Annotated in this window: 12 protein-coding genes, 1 tRNA gene and 1 pseudogene; 6 read left to right on the top strand and 8 right to left on the bottom strand. The window is 42.3% G+C overall.

Features of this window, described 5'->3' with window-relative positions; all coding sequences use genetic code 11:
- Positions 1–723: pseudogene (locus H6G41_RS02575) on the top strand (IS630 family transposase); the annotation flags it as partial.
- A 389-nt stretch (positions 724–1,112) separates the two neighbouring features.
- On the opposite strand, the gene H6G41_RS02570 reads toward H6G41_RS02575, so the two are convergent.
- The 3 genes from H6G41_RS02570 to H6G41_RS02560 form a co-directional block, all read right to left on the bottom strand.
- Positions 1,113–1,183: transfer RNA gene (locus tag H6G41_RS02570), tRNA-Gly, on the bottom strand.
- A 60-nt stretch (positions 1,184–1,243) separates the two neighbouring features.
- Positions 1,244–2,317 carry a hypothetical protein gene (locus H6G41_RS02565; protein ID WP_190743302.1) on the bottom strand — a complete coding sequence of 358 codons (1,074 nt, stop codon included), beginning with the start codon at positions 2,315–2,317 and terminating at the stop codon, positions 1,244–1,246.
- A gap of 74 nt (positions 2,318–2,391) precedes the next feature.
- The gene (locus H6G41_RS02560) at positions 2,392–5,925 is read right to left on the bottom strand and encodes a response regulator (protein ID WP_190743300.1); all 3,534 of its coding nucleotides are present in this window, start codon (positions 5,923–5,925) and stop codon (positions 2,392–2,394) included.
- Between the two features lie 116 nt (positions 5,926–6,041).
- On the opposite strand from H6G41_RS02560, the gene H6G41_RS02555 reads away from it, so the two are divergent.
- The 3 genes from H6G41_RS02555 to H6G41_RS02545 all read left to right on the top strand — a co-directional run bounded on the left by H6G41_RS02555 (position 6,042) and on the right by H6G41_RS02545 (position 8,670).
- Positions 6,042–6,260 carry a hypothetical protein gene (locus H6G41_RS02555; protein ID WP_190743298.1) on the top strand — a complete coding sequence of 73 codons (219 nt, stop codon included), beginning with the start codon at positions 6,042–6,044 and terminating at the stop codon, positions 6,258–6,260.
- Between the two features lie 457 nt (positions 6,261–6,717).
- Positions 6,718–7,335 (top strand): GNAT family N-acetyltransferase, encoded by a 618-nt coding sequence (locus H6G41_RS02550; protein WP_190743296.1) that lies wholly within the window; start codon positions 6,718–6,720, stop codon positions 7,333–7,335.
- A 780-nt stretch (positions 7,336–8,115) separates the two neighbouring features.
- A complete protein-coding gene (locus tag H6G41_RS02545; RefSeq protein WP_190743293.1) occupies positions 8,116–8,670 on the top strand; it encodes a hypothetical protein in 555 nt (184 codons plus the stop codon).
- 12 nt (positions 8,671–8,682) lie between these two features.
- On the opposite strand, the gene H6G41_RS02540 is transcribed toward H6G41_RS02545, so the two are convergent.
- The 5 genes from H6G41_RS02540 to H6G41_RS02525 all read right to left on the bottom strand — a co-directional run bounded on the left by H6G41_RS02540 (position 8,683) and on the right by H6G41_RS02525 (position 14,339).
- Positions 8,683–9,831 (bottom strand): histidinol-phosphate transaminase, encoded by a 1,149-nt coding sequence (locus H6G41_RS02540; RefSeq protein ID WP_190743346.1) that lies wholly within the window; start codon positions 9,829–9,831, stop codon positions 8,683–8,685.
- 4 nt (positions 9,832–9,835) lie between these two features.
- Positions 9,836–9,961 carry a hypothetical protein gene (locus H6G41_RS35635; protein ID WP_277878001.1) on the bottom strand — a complete coding sequence of 42 codons (126 nt, stop codon included), beginning with the start codon at positions 9,959–9,961 and terminating at the stop codon, positions 9,836–9,838.
- Between the two features lie 41 nt (positions 9,962–10,002).
- Positions 10,003–10,656 carry a YqiA/YcfP family alpha/beta fold hydrolase gene (locus H6G41_RS02535; RefSeq protein ID WP_199315995.1) on the bottom strand — a complete coding sequence of 218 codons (654 nt, stop codon included), beginning with the start codon at positions 10,654–10,656 and terminating at the stop codon, positions 10,003–10,005.
- Between the two features lie 53 nt (positions 10,657–10,709).
- Positions 10,710–12,089 carry a glutathione-disulfide reductase gene (gene gor / locus H6G41_RS02530; RefSeq protein WP_190743291.1) on the bottom strand — a complete coding sequence of 460 codons (1,380 nt, stop codon included), beginning with the start codon at positions 12,087–12,089 and terminating at the stop codon, positions 10,710–10,712.
- Positions 12,090–12,401: 312 nt separating this feature from the next.
- Positions 12,402–14,339, bottom strand: a complete 1,938-nt coding sequence (locus H6G41_RS02525; RefSeq protein ID WP_190743289.1) for a FecR family protein — start codon at positions 14,337–14,339, stop codon at positions 12,402–12,404.
- 530 nt (positions 14,340–14,869) lie between these two features.
- On the opposite strand from H6G41_RS02525, the gene H6G41_RS02520 reads away from it, so the two are divergent.
- Complete coding sequence (locus H6G41_RS02520; protein ID WP_190743287.1) at positions 14,870–16,477, top strand: hypothetical protein; 1,608 nt, start codon at positions 14,870–14,872, stop codon at positions 16,475–16,477.
- 347 nt (positions 16,478–16,824) lie between these two features.
- Entirely contained in the window at positions 16,825–17,064 is a 240-nt protein-coding gene (locus tag H6G41_RS02515) for a hypothetical protein (protein ID WP_190743285.1), read from the top strand.
- The last annotated feature ends 94 nt before the right edge of the window (positions 17,065–17,158 follow it).

Genomic DNA, 17,158 nt, shown 5'->3' with positions numbered 1-17,158 from the left:
TCAAAAATTAGAGAGCGATCGCAACGTGAAACTAAGTGCCGACAGGTTAAGACGGGTGCTAAAAAAAAGGGGGTCATATGGAAGCGAGTCAGGAAGAGTCATAAAGGAAAACAAGACCCTGTAGTACGAGAAGAGAAGCAAGCCGACCTAGATATGTTGGAATTAGCTGCTGCTACGGGAGAAATAGACCTGAAGTATTTGGATGAATCAGGGTTTTGTGCATGGAGTGAGCCAAGTTACAGCTATTACCAACGAGGTGAGCAAAAACGCTTAGAACAGACAAAGCGTCGGGGTCGAAGACTAAGCATTATCGGGTTTTTTCAACCTCTAATCAGTTTTGTTTACGGTTTGGTTATTGGGGGTGTTAATCGCAAGTCTTATATACAGATGATGGAGCAAGAAGCCCGCGAAGCTGCTGATGTCGGACGCATTAGGGTAATCGTGCAAGACAATGGCCCAATACATCGGTGCAAAGAAGTTCAACAGATGTGGTCAAAGTGGGAAGACATGGGTTTATATATCTTCTTTTTGCCCAAATATTGTTCTGAAATGAACCCAATTGAATTAGAGTGGCAACACCTTAAAAAGGATGAATTAGCAGGACGAATGTTTGATGATGAGTTAGACCTAGCCTACGCAGTAATTGATGGTGTTCAAGCCAGAGGGGAAAGAGGAAACCACACCACACAACGTATTAAATTTAACTCTAGTCAAATTGGTTAAGTTTTCGTTACATACTTATAAATTTTTCCGCCGACTTACTTAATTTATGAAAAATGCTGGCTTCATCTCAAGTTTTAAAACTCATACCAATTAGAAAAAAGAATGCGACAGATTGTAGGGGCACTGGCACTGCCATGCCCTTTAGAATATTTTGATGTGTCGCAAAGATTATTTGAATTGGTATCACATTCCGCACCCTTAACTTTCACAATCTTTGTTTATTGTACACAGATAAATTAGTACACTTGCTCTAATTGTTTTACACCCAATTTACACCCAATCTACCCCAATTTTTCCTATTTTATTAGTACTTATGTTCTAGTGCTCCTGCTATCTAGAACGACTAAAAAACCCGTGAAAGTCTTTGCTCTCAGGGGTTTTACTGATAAAGCGGGCGGCGGGAATCGAACCCGCATTAATAGCTTGGAAGGCTATAGTTTTACCACTAAACTACGCCCGCAAATTTCCAACTTTATAAGAATAGCACAGCAATCACGACAATTCAAGTACTTAATCTGAGTTATCGGCGTTCTATTTTCAGCCGGACAAAACGATTGGTGCGTTCTGGCGGTGTTCTGCCGTCAGAATAATAAGCTGGTTTAAATTTCTCACCTTGGAAAACATCGTTAGCATATTGCTCATAATCACTTCTTTGTGCTTTGGGGATTGCAGGGTCTATCACCTCAGCTTCTATAAACTTGCCAGTATTATCAATGACCAAGGATACTAAAAAATCTACTACAGGAAGATCGAGGTTACGGTTAATGTAAATTGACTCAACTTTTTTTTCGTTACTTCCAATATGTTCAGCTAGTTTCAACCCCTCTGGTAAAGGCGATCGCGTCATCTTCTGTCTTTGTTCCTCTTCACTCAGCGGAACCCAGAGCGCAAACAACCCTCCTCCAGACTGCGGTGTGGGTGGAGGTGGTAACTTTTCTTGACTTCCTTGTGGAGTTTGTTCAGCTAGTTCTCTTTGGCGTTGCTGTTCGGTGAGTTCTCTTTGGCGCTGTTGTTGTTGAGCCAGTTGACGCTGTTGTTCGGCGAGTTCTCTTTGGCGCTGCTGTTGTTGAGCTAGTTCGCGTTGCTGTTTGGCGAGTTCTCTTTGGCGCTGCTGTTGTTGAGCTAGTTCGCGTTGCTGTTCGGCGAGTTCTCTTTGGCGCTGCTGTTGTTGAACTAGTTCGCGTTGGCGTTGTTGTTGCTGTGCGATCGCTACAGCATTTTTCTCTTCAGTATTAGTAGAGTTGGGTTTTGTTGTAACTACAGGTTGAGGTAAATTTTTGGGTTGTAATTTTTGATTAGTAGATAAAGGCTTTGATGATACTGATTTTGGTAGAGACGTAGTGGGTTGTACTTTCGCTCTTGGTTTGACTGGTGATTTCGGTTGCGGAGCAATTTCGACAAAGTCAATCGGAATCGCCGCTTGACTTTGCTGTCGTCGCAATAAACTAGACTGATAGGAGCGTATCAGCCAAAAAGCTATTAAGTGCAGGCTCAACGAACCTATAACTACAGCAACCCATAAACCAGGTGGGTCTGTATGTCGTCTCCAGTCCTTTGCTAGAGTTGAAGTCTGATCTGCAACCGATGGTGTCATATTAAATTTCAAACTGGATCTGATTGGGTGCTATTACTCTTTACCAGACTAACGCTTCCAAATCCAGTTTAGTTTCAGCGATTAGCCATGATATCTGCTGTCACAGCAAAGGTAAGAACTGTTTCATCTACTCCTTTAAGTTCTAAAGGACTGACTTTGGTAATTTCTTCATCCTGTAAATAATCTGCTACAGCAGCAGAGACTAGGATCGTACCGGGAATAGCTGCTGCTTGCAATCTAGCAGCAATATTGACGCTAGGCCCAATAGCAGTGTAATCAGCACGTTCAGCACTACCAAACATTCCCACCACTGCTGTACCTTGGTGAATTCCACAACGGAACTTGACACCAGAATGTCCATTAGACTCAAAGATCCCTTGATCTCGCCAGCGCTGATTCAACTGATCTAAAGAGCGATGCATTGCTCTAGCAGTATTAATAGCACGACGCACCTGTTCATTCGGTGTTAATTCTTCTGGTGCTCCGTATAAAGCTAAGATAGCATCTCCCATAAATTTATCGACAGTGCCGCCATTGTCAAACACAGTCTTGGTCATACCTTCTAAATACTCATTGAGCAACTCTGCTACCCTTCGAGATCTGAGAGTATTTGCAAGTTGGGTAAAACCAACTATGTCACTAAATAAAACTGTGATTAAACGCGGTTCTGGACGCAAATCTAAGGTTAAATCTCCAGCAGCAGCTTTTTTCACCAATACCGGTGGTAAAAAACGTTTTAATACGGATTCTGTCAAATAAGTATTTAACTCTAATACCCGGCGTTCATTTTCCTTTAAAGCTAAAAGATTCCTGACTTCTGCTAGAAGTTCCCGGTCATTAAATGGTTTAGCTAAATAAGCATCAGCTCCATGTTCTGTACCTTCAATTCGGGTTTCTTCGTCAACTTTAGCAGTCAACAGAATGATTGGTGTTCCTTTGAGCTTTTCTTCATTGCGAATCATGCGAATCATTTCTAGTCCCGTCACCAAGGGCATCATTAAGTCAGTGATAATCAAACTTGGTGAAACTTTCTGCGCTATCTGTAATCCTTCAGCACCGTTACGCGCTGTATGGACTTGATAGCCATTGCTGCGAATAATCTCAGATACGTAGGTTCGCAAGTCTGGGTTATCGTCTACAACCAGAATAGAATGACCAGTCTTTGCATGATTGCCATTATTGTTTGCTTGCAGTTCTTGAATATCAGAACTCGGTAATAAATCTTGTGGTAGATTATCGATATTTTCGACTGTTGGCTCTACTAGTTCTAAATCAGCCAATTCCACACTGGCGCGGCTGGTATTCAGTTCACAAGGTGTATCATGCACTTGGTCTATGGGTAAATGGCTACTACCAACCAAAAGATGCAGTGTAAAGGTTGTACCTTCACCGTACACTGATTCTACAGTTACTTGACCACCGTGCAGTTCTACCAATTCTTTGACTAAAGCCAAACCCAAACCGCTACCTTCATAGGAGCGATTTTCTGAGCCTTCAGCTTGGCGGAATCGCTCAAATAGGTGAGGAATTTGTTCTTGAACAATGCCAATTCCTGTGTCTTGTACTTGTAATATACAATTTTTGCCAGCAGATATCAGTCTGATGCCAATTGTGCCGCTTTCAGGAGTAAACTTCATGGCATTTGACAGGAGATTATAAATTACCTTGTCAAATTTTTCCATGTCCAAGTAAACTTCGGGGCATTTATCTAAATCGGTGACTAAATGCAGTCCCTTTTTCTCACAGTAAGGGCGAAAAGATTCGACAATTTGACTGACAAATTCATCTAGATCGTAGGGACGGAAACTAGGCTGCATTCTCCCAGCATCTAAGCGTTGCAGATCTAGTAGTTGATTTACCAATCTCAGCAATCGCCTAGAGTTGCGCAAAGCGATCGCACTTTGAGCGTAGGACAACCCATCACCATTATTTACCGCTGATTCTAAAGGCCCTTGAATTAAAGTAATTGGCGTCCGAAACTCGTGGGAAATATTTTGGAAAAATTCGGTTTTTTGTTTATCTAATTGCAACAAGCGTTCAGCTTGATCGCGGGTTTTTTGATATAAACGTGATTGTTGTACTGCGATCGCCGCTTGTGCAGCTACGGCTTTAGCTAGTTCAATCTCCGAAGCTAACCAGCGGCGTGATTTGTTACCTTCCCGTAGGGTAATACTACCGATGCATTTGCCATCAGCTAATAAAGGCACAACCATGAGCGATCGCGCTGGCATTTTTAAAGGTAAATCAAAACCCTTAATTTCTACCGGGCAATTGCTCATATCCGCAATTACCACAGGTTCCTGTGTCCGCAAAATTTCTTGCAGAATTGGATTTTCTTTAATTGGAGTCTGGGAATTAGGTAATTCTTCTGTTAAATAGTGATGATTATTATTTAATACCGACTCCTGAATGGGTTTATGATTACTGTCTAAATTGTGAGAACTATCGTATAATCCCACACATTGAACAAATTCATCTTCTTCTGTCCATAAGGATAGAACACAGCCATTAACTTGTAAGGCTTGTCCTAGTTGTTCAGTAATTGCCGCAAAGATATCCTGCGGATCGAGACTAGAGCGAATTGCGGTAGTGACTGTATTAATTAAAGCTTCCCGCTTAGCCAAAGCACGCACTTGCTCGTAGGTATAAGCTTGGGATAAAGCCAGTGCTGCCTGATCTGCTACCATCATCACCAACTGTACTTCCTCTTCCTTCCAAATTCGGGATTCAGAGCATTGGTGCAATGCCAGTACTGCCATCAGTTCTTGTTGGCAAATCAGCGGCACAACCAAGCTGGAGCTGATGTTAGCTGTAATAAAAGCTGCTCGACGTTGTTCTAGTTCAAGACTATCGCCTTGGATGCGTTCATCATCAGCTACATGATGAATAACTTGAACTTCACGAGTTTCCCATACTGTCTGGGCTAACAAAGGTTGAGATACCAAAGAACCAACAGATGAAGCCGCAGAATTATCTGCTTCTTTGATAATTCTCTCAGGCGCAGCCTTCTGGTAAATAAATCCTTCATCTACTAATTGCCCATCTTGGAAGGGGCGTAACAGACACACATCCACTTCCAACATATGACCTACTGTATCGACAATTGCTTGTAAAATTTGTCGATAATCTAAAGCACTACGAATAGTATTAGTGACAGTGTTCAGCAGTGATTCTTGACGCAGCGTGCGTGTCAGTTCGCGGGTACGGGCTTTCAGGACATTATGAGTATCCAAAGCTTGGCGAACTACTGCTTTGAGTTCTTCGGCTTCCCACGGTTTAGTGACATATTTGAATACCTTACCAGCGTTGATGGCTTCCACTAAGTCTTCGACATCCGTGTAGCCAGTCAAGATAATCCGGATAATATCTGGATATTGAGTCGCTGTCAGGCTCAAAAATTCTGTACCGCTCATAATCGGCATTCGCTGATCGGAGATGATCACTGAGACCTCTCCTTCTTTTGCCAGCAGATCCAATGCCGCAGGCCCAGAAGTTGCCCTTAGCACCTTGTAATCACGATAGAAGGTGCGGTAAAGCAAGTCAAGGTTGTCTGGTTCATCATCGACAACCAATATTTTCGGCTTACTGTTTGCTTGTTGGGATTTCATGCACCGCTTTCCTGCTGCAACGGCAGTTGGATAAAGAATAATCTGATCAGACAGGGATGTTTCTGAGTCAGGTAAGAGCAGAGCATTTTGACGAATAAGGCTGTATGGCTACATGAGTGCTGAGTGTTAAAGCATTTACTCACAGTAATTCGCCTCAATGGCTGGTAATGATTGCCATTCGCTCTCAAGCAAGGCAATTGTTTTGTTATTCGGTTTTTGTCTTACAGAGTCGATGCTTACCAAATCTTTCCTCACCTCCAGCTAGAACCGTCAAAACACTATACACATACAGCACTCAAGGCTGGCTGAAAAATCCATCTGTAGCTGCATATTAAGTTTTCCCGTTACAGCAGTTGCACTAACACTTGTAGGTAAATTTTATTTATGATACTCATGGAAATATCAGCAATATTTTCACAATCAGACTCAGCTTATACTCTGATAATAATTTATACATGTATTCAGGATACTGCCTCAAGCTAGTACAGCGATCGCCAAACACCTGATTCTGCTCGCCCAATTTCTGTGACAGATGAATACAATCCCTCAATGGCGATCTACAATGCTTTCTGGCAATATTGTCTGCTGAAGTTTCAACCTTCTACTCCAGTTGAGATACATTATATTGAGAGAGTATTTGTTTTTCTCGTCTGTGCCTACACTTTATTTGCTTAGCGATCGCAAATTTACAGTAATAGTTACGATGTTCTAAGAGTTTGCATAAAGTTGTAAAGTGTTTGAAGATATTTGAGAAAATTTTCCTTATTAAATGTAATCAATAGTAAACTAGCCTTGACATCCTGGTTTTTTAACACATACCACCAAGAGCCAGTCATAGTTCCAGCGGATCTGTCGGAGCGCCAATTTCAAATCCGTGCAGCAACACCTGCTGATCTATATGGAGTTGCCCAAATTATTACGGAAAGTTTTCACTCGCAAAAAGGTATATGGGGATGGGCTTTTCCATTACTGCGTTTGGGAATCTATGAAGACTTGAAGCACCGTTTGGCGACACCTGCACCCCATCACGTTTGCTTGGTAGCGGCTGATACTACTAAAGATGCAGCTAATAACTTGGTGGGAACTGTAGAATTAGGTATACGTTTTAGTCATTCTTGGATACAGACTGGCAGAAGTTTTCCTTATCTGTCTAATTTAGCAGTGCGACCACAATACCGTAGACATGGCTTAGCCTCCGGATTACTCAAAAATTGCGAAAAAGTTTCCCAGGAATGGGGATTTCAAGATTTATATTTACATGTTTTGGAAAATAACTACCAAGCGCGACAGTTGTATTGCAAGTTAGGATACAGGGTGCATAAAGTCGAATCTAATTGGAATCTATTTTTGCCAAAATCTTCAAACCAAATATTATTGCACAAACATTTGAGTAACGATCTCAGCACCTGAGATTTGCGATCGCGATTTTTCTGACTATCTGGAAAATCAGTCATAGAGAATAAGTACTAATTGTGAGCTATAGCCTGGGGAAGGTAGCTAACAATCAGCTATATGTATTGATTTTCCAGGATTTTCCAGGAATTGTTGTAGGCGCAAAGGTAGGAAGCTAATTCTTGTGGGAATTTAACTTAATAATAAGAGCGTTTGCATTAGCGATGAGAGAGTTTAGAATAAAGATTTTGCTCTCTAGGGTTGTAGGATCAACAGCCTGGGAGAAAAAGTTAAAAAAATGAATTTTTTGATAGGTTATGCTAATTTAGCAAGGATTTTAAATTGTGTTGACTAAAATCCTGAAAACCAATTTTTTTAAAAAAATCTACTACACTAGGTAGAATGGATAAGTATCTAAGAGTAAGGGTTTCAAGTATTCCTAAGGGATAATTTATTTATTCACAGCAATGCTACATATTAGTTACATTAAGATAAATAAAGTGTATAAAGATTAAATATATTGACATAAGCTATTAATTCCTCATGATAACTTTGTATTTAATATATTGAACTTTATAAAAACTTTAAAAAATTTTCCTTGTAAATAGGAGACAAATCAAGTTAAATTTCATAGAATATAATCACTCAATTGTTCAATCTAATTTATTTATTCATAATTTACTGAAATTGACCGTAGGCTTCCTAATAATAAGAAAAATCAAAATTTCATTTGATTGAACAGTAAGTTACAGTTTTTAGTGCATACTACTACTCAATTATTTGCCAATCTAAGAAAACATGGATAGCGAACAATGCCAGCGCTATCAGATTCCTATGGTATCAACTTATTATCCTGAAACCACTTTCTTTGACTATATTGTAATGCCAGATGGAACTGAGCAACCGCAAGGCTCGGATATCCTCACACTACTACATAGTGGTAAAGTCTTTATTGTCAATAGTCGCAAACGGAATGGTTTAATTCTTTTTAAACGTTACCATGCGGAGTTTGCTGGGCCTGGGGCTGCTGTTGGTGGGGAATATGATTGTGATTGCCAAGGCGCATTACCTATAGGTAATTTGTCTTTATTAACTCCTGAATCTTATGATGAGCGTCAGAAAGCTTATTTAATTAGGCGACAATGGATTCGCTTGATTAAACAAATTACAGAAAACCAAGTTCCTCAACAACGAGTACAAAAGATTCTCGATCAATTTGAACAATATTTCCCCTTGGAAACTGTAGCTAATTTACCAGATGTTGCTTTTGCTTTGTTAGTAGGTGTATTGCCACAAACGGTGAGTATGGTACGCCGTTTGGGCAGTGATGGAGAAAGTAGATTTAATTACTAAGTGAGTTGATAGTTAAAATGCCAGATTTGTCACAGCAGCCTGTAACCGATTGAGGGTACGGGCATTTTCATCTGGAGTGCCGATTGTAATTCGTAATCCTTGGGGAAGAAGGCGAACAAGCGTACCAGATTGTCTCAATTTTTGATGAAGATTTTGTAAAGCTGCTTGTTCGGGAATACTGCTATTGGGTGCGACACGCAAGTAGATAAAGTTAGCGGCGCTAGGTGTAATTTTTAATGCTGAGTATTGTGACAAAGCGTGGATTAGTTTGTCACGTTCAGTAAGAGTTTGGGAAATTGATGCGAGTAATAGCTGGCGGTTTTGCAAAGCTATTAAGGCAGCAGCGATAGAGAAGCTGGGAAGATTATAAGGTAAACGGACTTTTTCTAAAATGGCGATCGCTTCTGGATGAGCTACACAATAGCCAACACGCAAAGCTGCTAACCGGAAAGCTTTAGAAAAGGTACGTAATATAATCCAATTTGGCCGTTGTAATAATTCTGCAACTAAGGTAGTTTGACTAAATTCAAAGTAAGCTTCATCAATTACTACCAAAATTTCTGGACTCAGACTTCTTAACCAGTCTAATTCTGCTGCTGTTAAGCAATTAGCAGTGGGAGAATTAGGATGAACTACAAATACCACGCGGATCGGGGGATTTTGAGTTTGAGCGATCGCTTTTTGGGCAGATGGTAAATCAATTTCAAAATTGGTTGCATTTCTACCGACTTCTATTACCGGAATCCCCAAGGTTTTTGCCAAAATCCCATACATCGAAAAAGTCGGATTGGCAACTAAAATACTACCTTCTCCCCCTAAACAGGTAGCGATTAATAAAGAACGAATCAATTCATCTGAACCATTGCCCACAGAAATATTAGCAGCCGTTACACCAGATGATGAGAGGGCTGCTGACTCATTCACATAATCTGCGATCGCTCCTTTAAGTGTTTCATGTCCGCCATCAGGGTAACGATTTGTTTCAATTACTTGCTGATAAGTCCAAGCCAACTTTTCTTTTAACTCTGCTGGGAGATCGTAGGGGCTTTCATTGGTATCTAGTCGATCGAATTGTGTAGTGACTGCATCGGCTGTATCGCTGCTAGGATGGGGTTTGTAAGCTGTGAATTGAGCTAAATCTGACCGAATGAAGGGAAGCATAATTTTAGTTGATGGGCATGGGGCATGGGGCATTGGGGAGCCACTGCGTTGGACGGGTTTCCAAGGCACTCCGTTGGGAGGCTTTGCCGACTTGAAGGAAGTGCCGTAGGCTTAAAGCAAGTGGCGTCATTGGGCATTGCCACAAATGACAAATGACAACTGACTAATTTTTCAAATTTTACAGCTTTCAGGTAACTGGCAAAAGCCGTGGATTGCTTGCCATATTTGTTCTGTGACATTTCCCAAGCTGTGATCGCTGTCGAGTTGAACTAACTTTACCCAAGGACGCGATCGCGCATATTCGCGACTAGCTGATATGGGAATGACTTCATCTTCGGTTCCATGCAAAATTAGGGTAGGAATTGGGCGTTTTAATACATTTTCTTGATATTGGGCAGCATCTATCACAAAATCGTAGTGTAATGGCAGTTCTCGTCCTTCTTTATAGTGATACACCGGGAGATATTTCTCTTGTTGCCAACGTTGGATTTTTTCTTCTCCGAGTTTTGCTAACCAATGGGATAAAAATTCAAAGGCTGGTGCTAATAAGACTAAACGCTGTACTTGTAAGGATTTTTGCCCTAGGTGGGCTGCGGTTAAACCACCTAAACTTGAGCCGATTAAGGTTACTGGTTGAGAATCATTAGGAAATTCTGTCAAAACTTGAGTTAGCTGACGAGTAATAGTTAGGTGGGAGAAATCGCCAGCGTTGAGATCGGGAATTTTGAGTTTTATGTTAATTCTGGCAAAGCGATCGCGTATATCTCGTGCTTTGGCAGAATTAGGGCTAGAAGCAAAGCCGTGTAAGTAGATAAAGTAATTCAAAATTTTTATCAGCCAGTATTTTCTATACAGACGCGATCGCGTCTGTACAAAATTTACCGCATTGTGACAAATTCTTCGGCGGCTGAGGGATGGATACCCACAGTAGCATCAAAGTCTTTTTTGGTTGCGCCCATTTTCACTGCGATCGCTATTCCTTGAATAATCTCGGCGGCGCTGTCTCCTACCATGTGCGCACCGAGAACTTTATCAGTGTTAGTATCTACTACTAACTTCATCATGGTTCTTTCTTGGGCACCAGTTAAGCTGTAGTACATCGGACGGAAGCGGGTGCGGAAGATTGTGACTGCATCATCACCTAGTTTGGCTTTAGCTTCGGCTTCTGTCCAACCGACAGTAGCTGCTTCTGGGTTGGAAAAAATAGCTGTGGGTACGGTTTCGTGACTAAATTCGCGGCGGTTGTTGCCAAATTCGCTATCAGCAAAGGCGCGTCCTTCACCAATGGCGACTGGCGTTAAATTTAAGCGATCGGTGACATCACCAACTGCAAAAATATTGGGTTGAGTAGTTTGGCTATATTCATTGACAGCTATTCCATTTTCAGTACAGTATCCCGGGCCTTCGATAGCAGTGGCGACAACTTTCACTCCAGCATTTTCTAAACCTAATCCATCGATATTGGGAACTCGACCAGTGGCGACTAAAAACACATCAGCAATCACCGGTTCTGTATTTTCCCCAGATAAGGACAACTTCACACCTTCTGGTACTTTCTCAACTGCTGTCACCACGTTATTTTGGATGATGCGAATACCGTGATTAGCCATTCCTTCTTGAATTCCTGTGCGGATATCTTCATCAAAACCCTTTAGAATTAGGTCTTTGCGAATAATTTGTGTGACTTGGGAACCTAAACCACGCATGATGGATGCAAATTCTGTGCCAATATAACCAGCACCAATAATGGCTATGTGTTTTGGTTGTTCTTTGAGATGAAAAATTTCGTTAGAGGTAATAGCATATTCCATCCCTGGTAAATTTGGTTTTAAAGGTCGCCCGCCAACAGCAATTAAGATTTTATCGGCTGTAATTTGGCGATCGCCAATTTCTACAGTGTGGGAATCTAATAAACTAGCACGACCAGGAATCAATGTAACTCCGGCTTTTTCTAATAAACTGACATGTAGTTGGGATAGCCGCCGCACTTCCTTATCTATGGATGTAATAAAATGTTCCCAATTTAATTTTGTCTCACCCACTTGCCAACCATAGCCTGCGGCATGATCGAACAGTGCAGGAAAATGGGAACCGTACACCATAAGTTTTTTGGGAACACAGCCGCGAATCACACAAGTTCCACCAACTAGATCGTTTTCTGCGATCGCCACTTTTGCCCCATAGCTAGCAGCACGCTTAGAAGCTGCTAAACCGCCAGAACCCGCACCAATTACAAATAGATCGTAATCAAAAGCCATAAATTTATGTATCTCTTACACAACTATGCATTTAGCTGTCCAAAACTTACACAGCCTAATCTGCCATTGAAGTCCTATTCTTGATTTAATCTAGCGTTAGCAGATGCTCTAACATTAATAGCAACAATACCTAGTTTTTGACAGTAATCGCCAATATTTATAACTACTTTCTGCAATTGAAGTATTTAAATATACATTTGAATTAATTATTATAAATAATTTTAAGGGGAGTCGGCTTTATTAGTCGGCTCCCCTAGATTTTACTCAGTTAAGTAACTGAGATTGCATTGTTATATCAATAACATCTGATTTTTAGGATGTTGGTCTACCTCCCCCGCCCGTACCGCCACCACCGGGGTTGGGATTGCCGCCATCTGTACCTGTGCCACCACCGGGGTTGGGATTGCCGCCATCTGTACCTGTGCCACCACCGGGGTTGGGATTACCGCCGCCTGTATCGCCGCCACCAGGATTGGGATTACCGCCGCCTGTATCACCGCCACCGGGATTGGGATTACCACCGCCTGTATCACCACCGCCGGGATTGGGATTACCACCGCCTGTATCACCGCCACCGGGATTGGGATTGCCACCATCTGTGCCTGTGCCGCCACCGGGATTGGGATTACCGCCGCCTGTATCGCCGCCACCGGGGTTGGGATTGCCGCCATCTGTACCTGTGCCACCACCGGGGTTGGGATTACCGCCGCCTGTATCGCCACCGCCGGGATTGGGATTACCGCCGCCTGTATCGCCACCGCCGGGATTGGGATTACCGCCGCCTGTATCGCCACCGCCGGGATTGGGATTACCACCGCCTGTATCACCGCCACCGGGGTTGGGATTGCCGCCATCTGTATCGCCACCGCCGGGATTGGGATTACCACCGCCTGTATCACCGCCACCGGGGTTGGGATTGCCGCCATCTGTACCTGTGCCACCACCGGGATTGGGATTACCGCCACCGGGATTGGGATTACCACCACCGGGATTGGGATTACCGCCACCGGGATTGGGATTACCGCCACTGGGATTGGGATTACCGCCACCGGGATTAGGATTACCGCCACCGGGATTGGGATTACCGCCACCGGGGTTGGGATTACCGCCACCGGGGTTGGGATTGCCGCCACCGGGATTAGGATTGCCGCCATCTGTACCTGTGCCACCACCGGGGTTAGGATTACCACCGCCGGGGTTGGGATTACCGCCACCGGGGTTGGGATTACTGCCACCGGGATTGGGAGTTGTTTCTGGTGGACGGGAAGGAATGAGCGGTTGTTTTACAGATTGACTAGTATCAACATTGTTATTGTTATTATTTAATTGCTCGCTAGATTGAACTTCCCCTGTGTTAACAAAGGAGTCTACTGAAAGATCCTCTTGGCTCGGATTGACACTAGCTTCCTCTTGATTATTGCTGCTGTTAGTGTTTTCTTCGGTGCTGCTTGCAGACTGGGACTGTGACTCCGACTCTGATGAAGAAGTAGCTGTTAGCTGTAAGAATGATGGATTTTCTAGTACTCCCTCACCCTTAGTTATTGGGGTTTGTGTAGCTACTGCGGCTGAAGTTTCAGCTTGAACGCTAGCGATCGCGGGATCGGGTGTCGGTGCAAGATTCTGTCTAGTCAAATCCAGTCCACGAACTAGATCGCTAGTTTCATAAAAAGTTCTTAAATCAAAATCGTACAAGCCCTGGATTTTACCTTTGACAATCACCATCAGTTGTCCGGCTTCCAGTACCCGACTTTGAGTAGCTTGTTTATTAGATACTTCTATCCCACTATTTGTCAGTGCGCCCACAATTGTGGTATCCGTTTGTTGGTCATAGCGCACAAATAATGCTGAACCCCGAATGGCGGCTGCGGCATTCGGTGTGTGAATACGTGTTTGTCCCCTTCCAGGAGGAATCAGTAGTAATACTGTTCCATTTGATAGTCTAAAGTTACGAGTTTTCGGTAAAAACTGAAATACAGCCTGTTCGCCAACTCTTGCTAAGGAGCCGTCATTAAAGCGTAAATCTGCCAGGGATGCTCTACCTGTAGATAGCCCATCCCCAGGAATCATGGGATCTAATTTGCGTGCTGGACGCCGCTTTGGGCTATTTCTGGGAATTAGCTGTACTAAGTTCCGTAAATCCTGAATTTCTCCTCTGGTTAAAGGAGTAGCTGCCTGTGCTGGTTTTGACAAAGGCAAGACTACAACTCCCCATACACCGATCGCTAAAAGTGGGAAAAATTTCTGAAACATAATTGTGAACTCAAAATTTTTTTGTTATCAACTCAGTTAAAGACTTATTTTCCGATTTAATTGATAATTTAGTTATTTTTTATACTTTGCTTAAACTTTATGCCAGTTGTAATACTAAGTTTAATCAGCAAATTTTAATAAAATGGGTAGATATACTATCATGTTAGTTTTAAGCTTAGTATATAAATATCTAAAAATATATAAAAAATTAATATCTTTAAATTTTCGGTTAAATAAGTATAAAGATAATATATAGTAATCTTGAATATTCTAATCAAGTTTTAGAAACTAGTACCGCAAGTCTACGGTAACGCCTAACGGCAAATGCCGCAATCAAAAGTCATCACTCAAAAGTTAAAAACTTTGATGATTGGCTTTTATCAAGTGCTAAATGGTGAGCTTACTTAAATTGTGCTGTACTAGAAGCAATTATCAGGGGATGAGTTGGTCGGGAATTTGAAATTACTATTGGGAATTTCCGAGTCCGCTTGTGAATCTACGTTTGCCAAACGCGATCAACGCCATCAAAGATGCAACCCAAGGGCTGGAAAAGTTTTTTATTCGCAATTTTTTTCACGACTAATGGTGTCATACAAGTAGACACCAAAAATACAGCATGGGCTAAAAATTCTGGTGTGGACTCGCAGAGTGTATTTGAGCCACCTCAGAAGGTTGCTTTGGGAGCAAGCCAAAAACAGCCTGAACGGCGATGTCAGCAACTAAAGCAAGATGTACAAAGTCTTCCAGTATCAAAATTAGATCTGCCGAAGTTAGCCAAGACAGATAATAGTGACTTATCTGTCAAGCTGGAGCACAATATCTCTGTTCCAGAGCAGATTAAGATTGAAAGCTTTAGCCAATATGAAAGCTGTATTGACCAAGATCATGGGGAAACTAAAAAATTATCTCAGTCCAATCAGTCTTTGCTGATAGCTGCTAGTACGGAATTGCAAGCTTTACCAGCCAGTACTGACTGTCAAGACTATATATGTCAACAATCAATTGGTGTGAGGCGTTTACTTTCTCAAAGAGTTAGTGATGTAATACAGTCACAAGCATCCCCGGATCAAGCTAATCAAGAAACGGATAGTTCTCAAGCAAGTCCTCCAACCGAAGATAATACTGGTGATTTGCAAAAGCAAAGCGATCCGCCACCTTTAGAATCGCCACCAGGAATTCCTACTCCTTCCCCAGATCAAATAGAGCAACTTTTAGAACCTCCTGAGGGTGATTATGCTCAAAGGCGACAGAACCTAATAGAGGTATTACAAAAACAAACACAGTCTTTACCTATTCCTGGGAGTTTGGAATTGGGATTGCGGGTAAAACCAAGACAATTACCAGATCCACCACCTTTAGAGCAACAGCCACCGCTACCACAAGAAAAGCCTGTGGTTCGGTTTAAACCGATAGGTTCTTTACAAGCTCGTGTGGGTTACTTTTATTCGAGTAATATTTTTTCTTCTAGTGTTGACCCAATTGAGGATAGCTTAATTTTTTACGGGCTGACTTTAGCCTCTACCTATTTACCTTTGGGTTCTAAGACTTTTATCAGCGGATCGATTGATGGTAACAAGATTCATTACTTAGATCAATCTGTTTATGATTACAATCAGTTGCGATTCAACGTCAGTTTGTATCAGCAACTATCACGGCGGATGTATGGCGAACTCAGTTGGAGTAATCAACATTTGTTCTACGCCAACAATGGTAGTAATTTTAAGGCAGGCGATCGCTTTTTGAATGAAAATGCAGTCAGGCTGTCTTTAGGACGACGAGATCCCCTCAGTTCTAAATTATTCCTCGATAGCTTCTATGAATTGAGCGTCAATTTTTCAGATCCCGACAACCGCAGTCGGATCGTTAACTCCTTATGGTTATCTTTAAGCTACTACTTGCAACAACCGCTACAAGTCGGAGTTAACTACCAGTTCAACTTTTCTGATTTTACCAATCGCCCAGATGCGCGAGAAGACCAATTTCATCGGTTATTTGGGCATTTAAATTATCGCGTGTCGAAGGATAGTAGTTTGAATCTCCAGGGCGGCGTGAGCTTTGGCGATTCTACGTCACAAAATATTAACTTTGATGCTTGGTTCTTTAGTTTGAATTATAGATTGCAATTGGGTCAGTTTTGAAGATGGGCATGGGGCATGGGGCATCCCTTCTCTTCGAGACGCTACGCGAACGACTTCGCTCAGGGCGAGTGGGCATTGGGCATTTTTACTCATGGGTTAGGAAAATTAGCCGCCCAATTAAAAGTTTTGGGAGTTGAACCAGATATTAACAGCAGATTGCCAGTGGGTGAGGTACAGATTATCGTTGATTGTAGGGGCACTGGCACTGCCATGCCCCGAAGCGCGTACCTGACTTACCTGAAATATTGCTGTAAGCTGGGGGAAAGAAGCGCGATGTCTACGACAAGACAAGTCTACGCACTTTCTCACATAAAAAGCCTCATCAAATAGCTTCGGAACAGAAAACTTTGAGTTCAGAACACGAAACTTTGAGTTCAGAACATGAAACGCCGAGTTCGGAACATGAAACGCCGAGTTCGGAACATGAAACGCCGAGTTCGGAACATGAAACGCCGAGTTCGGAACATGAAACGCCGAGTTCGGAACATGAACATTCTTGTTTAGAACAGAAACATTCTCCTTCCAAACAGGAACATTCTCGTTCCAAACAAGAAACTCCGAGTTCAGAACAGAAATTGCCTTGTTAAATTACTAATCGATCGCCTTTCACTCTACATTTATCTTCAAATACCCTTGGCGTTCCGACCAATTGTAGGGGCACGGCATCCATAATCTTTCGGT

The sequence above is a fragment of the Tolypothrix sp. FACHB-123 genome (genome assembly GCF_014697075.1).
Lineage (GTDB): Bacteria > Cyanobacteriota > Cyanobacteriia > Cyanobacteriales > Nostocaceae > Aulosira.
Note: the sequence above shows the minus strand (reverse complement) of the source record. Positions and strands in the feature narration are given on the sequence as shown.